The organism is Sphingomonas sp., assembly GCF_031380695.1.
Classification (GTDB): domain Bacteria; phylum Pseudomonadota; class Alphaproteobacteria; order Sphingomonadales; family Sphingomonadaceae; genus Sphingomicrobium.
Window position 1 is genome coordinate 1 of sequence record NZ_JANMWY010000265.1, and the last position, 5858, is coordinate 5858.

Here is a 5858-nt window from a genome sequence, read left to right on the forward strand (position 1 = left end):
AAGACGTCGCCGGGATAGGCCTCGCGGCCCGGCGGGCGGCGCAGCAGCAGCGACATCTGGCGATAGGCGACGGCCTGCTTCGACAGATCGTCATAGACGATGACCGCGTGCATGCCGTTGTCGCGGAAAAACTCGCCCATCGCGCAGCCGGTGTAGGGCGCGAGGAACTGCAGCGGGGCCGGTTCCGACGCGGTCGCGGCGACGACGATGGTATATTCCATCGCGCCATTTTCTTCGAGCGCGCGGACGATCTGGGCGACGGTCGAGCGCTTCTGGCCGACCGCGACATAGATGCAATAGAGCTTCTGGTTCTCGTCGTCGCCGGCGTTGGCCTTCTTCTGGTTGATGAAGGTGTCGATCGCGACGGCGGTCTTGCCGGTCTGGCGATCGCCGATGATCAATTCGCGCTGGCCGCGGCCGACGGGGACAAGTGCGTCGAGCGCCTTGAGGCCGGTCTGGACCGGCTCGTGGACCGACTGGCGCGGGATGATGCCGGGCGCCTTGACCTCGACGCGGCTGCGCTGGTCGCTGACGATCGGACCCTTGCCGTCGATCGGGTTGCCGAGCGCATCGACGACGCGGCCGAGCAGGCCCTTGCCGACGGGAACGTCGACGATCGTGCCGGTCCGCTTGACCGTCGATCCTTCCTTGATCGTGCTGTCGTTGCCGAAGATGACCGCGCCGACGTTATCCGCCTCGAGGTTGAGCGCCATGCCCTGAATGCCGCCCTCGAACTCGATCATCTCGCCCGCCTGCACGTTGTCGAGGCCGTGGATGCGGGCAATGCCGTCGCCGACCGACAGCACGCTGCCGACTTCGGAGACCTGCGCGTCGGCGTCGAAGTTCGCGATCTGGTCACGAATGACGCGGGAAATTTCAGCGGCGCGGATGTCCATGGTCAGCCTTTCATCAATTCTTTGTTGGCGGCGGGGCTAGCCCCGCATCGCCTGAGCGAGCGTATCGAGTTTGGTGCGGATCGACGCATCGATCATCTGACTACCGAGCCGGACGACGATACCGCCGAGAATGGAGGGGTCGACCGAGCGCTCGATCGTGACGTCGCGACCGGCGCGCGCCTTGAGCTGGGCTTTCAACGCGGCAACCTGATCGTCGTCGAGCGGGTGGGCGGTGGTGACCTGCGCGGTCGTCTCGCCGCGATGCCCAGCGGCCAGCGCGCGGACCTGGTCGATCACCTTGGGCAATTCGCCGAGCCGTCCGTTCTTCGCCAGCACGCCGAGGAAGCGTCCGGTCAGCGGATCGAGTGACAGCACCGGGACGAGGCTGGCAATGATGGCGGCGGCTTCATTGCGTTTGACCAGCGGGCTCGACACGACCCGCTTGAGGTCGGGCGATTCGGCCATCGCCTGGCTCAGCGAATCGAGGCTCGTCGCGACTGAATCGATCTGTTTCTCGTCGCGGGCGAGGCCGAACAATGCGCTCGCGTAGCGGCCCGCCAGGCTCGCTTGCCCAGCATTGACTTGATTGCCGCCGGAATTCTCCACGCGCGATAAGCTCCAAGACGAGATTTGGCCCCTGCGTTGGATGAGGCGCAGCCGGCCGGAACCGCGCACCCCCACCGGGTTGCCGCGCCCCTAGCAAAGGGGGCGGGGGGATGCAAGACAAGGCTAAATCGTGCGCGAAAAGAAGCGCGTGAAGGGCGAAGGGGCGTAGCCTCCGAAGGGCTCGCAGGGGGTGAAGCCATCGCGCTCGTAGAGGCGCAATGCTCCCGCGAATTCCGCCGTGCTGCCGGTCTCGAGGCTGATCCGCCCGATCCCCGCCGCCCGCGCCTGTTGGATGATGTGCGCGAGGATCGCCCCGCCGACCCCGCGTCCAAGCGCCTCCGGGACCGTCCGCATCGACTTGATCTCGCCATGTCCGGGCGCGAGCATCTTGAGCGCTCCGATGCCGAGCAGCATCCCATTTTCGTCCCACGCCGAGAAGAAACGGATCGCCGGATGGCGCAGCGCCTCCGTCGGCAACACATGGCACGCCTCTGGCGGCGAACTCCCCTTCATCGCCGCCAAATGCAGGTCGAGCAGGGCGACGACGTCGGCGCTGTCGAGATCGCCTTCGGTGAAGATCAACGCCCGCCCCCACTTTGACCGCAAGCGACGGGATGCGCTTGCCCGGCGACCGTCATATGATGTCGGCATGAACCAGCACAAGATCGACGAGCAGGCGGCCTGGGCGGCGTTCGAACGGCGCGACCGCGCGCAGGACGGGCGGTTCGTCGGGGCGGTCCGCACCACCGGAATTTATTGCAAGCCGTCCTGCCCCGCGCGCCATCCGAAGCGCGAGCATGTCGCCTTTTTCGCCGACGGCGCTGCCGCTCGCGCCGCAGGGTACCGCGCCTGCCTGCGCTGCCGCCCCGACGAGGTCGGCCGGGATCGGGAGGCGGTGGCGAAGGCGGTGCGGCTGATCGAGGTGGCCGACGAACCGCCCTTGCTCGCTGACCTTGCGGCGGCGGTCGGCTATGCCCCGCATCATTTCCAGCGCCTATTCACGCGCGACCTTGGCGTGTCGCCCGCCGCCTATGCCCGCGCGCTCAGGGCCAGGCGCGCCGCCACCCATTTGCAGGAGGACAAGTCCGTGACCGATGCGCTGTACGATGCCGGCTATGCCGCCCCCAGCCGCTTCTATGCCGACGCGGAGGAGCGGCTCGGCATGACCCCGTCGGCGTGGCGCGATGGCGGGCGCGGGGCGACGATCCGCTTCGTCACCGCCGACAGCCCGCTCGGCCCGTTGCTGATCGCGGCGACGGCGAAAGGCATCTGCCGCCTGACCTTTGGCGAGGACGAACGCGCACTCCACCGCAAATTCCCCAACGCCGACATCCGCCCCGACGACGGCACCATTGCCCCGTGGGTCGCGGCGGCGCTGGCCCAGATCGAGCGGCCGAGCGACCACCATCTGCCGCTCGACGTACGCGGCACCGCGTTCCAGGAGAAGGTGTGGGGCGAACTGCGCAAGATTCCGCTGGGGCAGACGCGGAGTTATGCCGACATTGCGGCGGCGGTCGGGAGTCCGGGAGCGGTGCGGGCGGTGGGGACGGCCAACGGATCGAACCCGGTGTCGGTGCTGGTCCCGTGCCATCGCGTGATCCGGTCTGACGGGAGCTTGGGCGGTTATGGCGGGGGGTTGCCGAACAAGGTGAAACTGCTCGAGGCGGAACAGGCGATGCCGACGTTGCTCTAGAGAAAACTGTACGGATCGACATCGACCGCGACGCGGACCTTCGCGCTCCATTCGACGGCGCCGAGCCAGTCGCGGATGACGTCCTGGACGTCGAGGATGCGCGCCGCGTGGACGAGGATGCGCTGGCGGTGGCGGCCGCGCAGCATCGCGAGCGGGGCCGGGGCGGGGCCGAACACGGCCATGCCGTCGACCGTCGGGGCGGCGCGGGCGATGCGGCGGGCGGTGGCTTCGGCTTCGGCGGAGTCTTCCGATGAAATGACGATCGCGGCGAGGCGACCGAACGGGGGCATGGCGGCTTCGCGCCGCGCGGCGGTCTCGGCGGCGATGAAGCCGGGGGCGTCGCCAGCGACCAGCGCGGCGATGACCGGAGCGCTCGGGTCGTGGGTCTGGACGAACACGCGGCCGGGCTTGTCGCCGCGACCGGCGCGGCCGGCGACTTGCGAGATTTGCTGGAAGCTGCGCTCGGCGGCACGGAGGTCGCCGCCCTGTAGCCCGAGGTCGGCGTCGACCACCCCGACCAAAGTGAGATTGGGGAAGTGATAACCCTTGGTCACCAATTGCGTGCCGACGACGACGTCGATCTCGTGCGCGTCCATTGCGCGGACGAATTCGGCCGCCTTGGCCGGGGACCAGATGGTGTCGCTGGTGACGATCGCGGTGCGGGCGTCGGGGAACAGCGCGGCGACCTCGTCGGCGATGCGCTCGACTCCGGGGCCGCAGGCGACGAGGCTGTCCTCCTCACCGCACTCGGGGCACGCGCGGGGGGGAGGTTCCACGTGCCCGCAATGGTGGCAGGCGAGGCGGCGCATCAGCCGGTGCTCAACCATCCACGCGGTGCAATTCGGACACTGAAAGCGATGCCCGCAGTGGCGACACAGCGTCAGCGGCGCGAAGCCGCGGCGGTTGAGGAAGAGCAAGGACTGCTCGCCCGCATCGAGATTGGCCTGCATTTCGGCGACGAGGGTCGGAGCGAGCCAGCGGCCGCGCATCGGCGGGTCCTGCGTCAGGTCGATCGCGGCGTTGCTGGGCAGGGTGGCGCCGGCGAAGCGGCTCGGCAGCGCGACTTCGCGATAGCGGCCGATGTCGACCATATGGCGCGTCTCGATCGCCGGGGTGGCGGTCGACAGGATGACCGGAATATCCTCGAACCGCGCCCGCATCACGGCGACGTCGCGGGCGTGGTACTGGACGCCTTCCTCCTGCTTGAAGCTGGGCTCGTGCGCCTCGTCGACGATGATCAGGCCGAGATTGCGGTAGGGCAGGAACAGCGCCGAGCGCGCGCCGACAGTGACCGCCGCCTCGCCGCTGGCGATCCCGCGCCACGTGCGGCGGCGCTGCGACGAACGCAGGCCCGAGTGCCACGCGGCGGGCTCGCACCCGAAGCGGGTGGTGAAGCGGGTCAGGAAGGGTTCGGTCAGGGCGATTTCGGGGAGCAGGACGAGCGCCTGCTTGCCCGCGCGAAGACAGGCGGCGATGGCCTCGAAATAGACTTCGGTCTTGCCGGAGCCGGTGACTCCGTCGAGCAGGATCGGGTCGAAGCCGGTGGCGGTCGCGAGGGTGTGCGCGGCGGCGTGCTGCTCGGGCGACAGATCGGGCGGGGCGAAGTCTGGGTCCGGGGTGGGGAGGGGTCGGTCGGCTTCGACCGCGATCGCCTCGAGCGCGCCGACGGTGACCAGCCCACGCAGCACGGTGTCGCTGACGTCGGCGATGTCGGCCAGCTCGCGGATCGTGCCCTGCCGTCCGACGAGGCGGGTGATCGCCTGCTCGCGTTGCGGGGTCAGGCGCGGCGGGACAGTGTTGGTCGGGCGGTACTCGATCAGCTGGCGCGGGGTGGCGAGCGCGCTGCTGCTCGGCAGGATCATCCGCAAGACGGCGGCGAGGGGCGAGAGATAATAGTCCGCGGTCCACTCGGCGAGGCGGCGCAGCGGCGCGGCGATCGGCAGGACATCGACCAGACCAGCGAGTGGTCGCAGGCGATTGTCGCCGATCTCTTCCGAGGGGAGTCGTTCGGCTTCCCACACGACGCCGATCAACTGGCGCGGGCCGAGCGGGGCGATGACGACGCTGCCGGGCGCGACGACCATCCCATCGGGCACGCGGTAGTCGAGCGGGCCGAGGGCGGCGTTGAGGGTGACGACACGGGCGCGGGGGAGACTCACGCCTTTGAGTAGCATGCTCGCCTGCCCCCCGGACAGGCGGCGCGTGAGTAGCATGCTCGCCGGCCCCCCGGACAGGCGGCGCGTGCTACTTGCCCCGCTTCTTGCGGTGGCTTTCCATGTCGAGGACGGCGGTTTCCTCGCCTTCGGGCATCAGACCGAGGCGACGCGCGACTTCCTGATAGGCTTCGGCTTCGCCGCCGAGGTCCTGGCGGAAGCGGTCCTTGTCGAGCTTCTCGTTCGACTTCATGTCCCACAGGCGGCAATTGTCGGGCGAAATCTCGTCGGCCAGGATCACGCGGCTGAAGTCATTTTCCCACACCCGCCCGAACTCGAGCTTGAAGTCGACGAGGCGGATGCCGATCGCGGCGAACAGCCCGCAGAGGAAGTCGTTCACGCGGATCGCCATGTCGGCGATGTCGTTCATCTCTTCCTGGCTGGCCCACCCGAAGCAGGCGATATGCTCGTCGGCGACCATCGGGTCGTTGAGGGCGTCGTCCTTGTAAT

Annotated in this window: 6 protein-coding genes; 1 reads left to right on the forward strand and 5 read right to left on the reverse strand. The window is 68.8% G+C overall.

Going from position 1 to position 5858, the window contains the following annotated elements; translation table 11 throughout:
- The 3 genes from atpA to RMN84_RS09565 all read right to left on the reverse strand — a co-directional run.
- Nucleotides 1–896: F0F1 ATP synthase subunit alpha (gene atpA, locus RMN84_RS09555; RefSeq protein WP_309611942.1), on the reverse strand; the 896-nt coding region annotated here is incomplete at its 3' end.
- Between the two features lie 36 nt (nt 897–932).
- Nucleotides 933–1502 carry a F0F1 ATP synthase subunit delta gene (locus tag RMN84_RS09560; RefSeq protein ID WP_309611943.1) on the reverse strand — a complete coding sequence of 190 codons (570 nt, stop codon included), beginning with the start codon at nt 1500–1502 and terminating at the stop codon, nt 933–935.
- A gap of 123 nt (nt 1503–1625) precedes the next feature.
- A complete protein-coding gene (locus RMN84_RS09565; RefSeq protein ID WP_309611944.1) occupies nt 1626–2084 on the reverse strand; it encodes a GNAT family N-acetyltransferase in 459 nt (152 codons plus the stop codon).
- A 67-nt stretch (nt 2085–2151) separates the two neighbouring features.
- On the opposite strand from RMN84_RS09565, the gene RMN84_RS09570 reads away from it, so the two are divergent.
- Nucleotides 2152–3195, forward strand: coding sequence for a methylated-DNA--[protein]-cysteine S-methyltransferase (locus tag RMN84_RS09570; RefSeq protein ID WP_309611945.1), 1044 nt, complete (start codon nt 2152–2154; stop codon nt 3193–3195).
- On the opposite strand, the gene RMN84_RS09575 is transcribed toward RMN84_RS09570, so the two are convergent.
- A complete protein-coding gene (locus RMN84_RS09575) occupies nt 3192–5369 on the reverse strand; it encodes a primosomal protein N' (protein ID WP_309611947.1) in 2178 nt (725 codons plus the stop codon). The two genes, RMN84_RS09570 and RMN84_RS09575, sit on opposite strands and share 4 nt — an antisense overlap.
- 70 nt (nt 5370–5439) lie before the next feature.
- Nucleotides 5440–5858 (reverse strand): phosphoribosylaminoimidazolesuccinocarboxamide synthase (locus RMN84_RS09580; protein WP_309611946.1); only part of this gene is annotated, 419 nt, incomplete at its 5' end.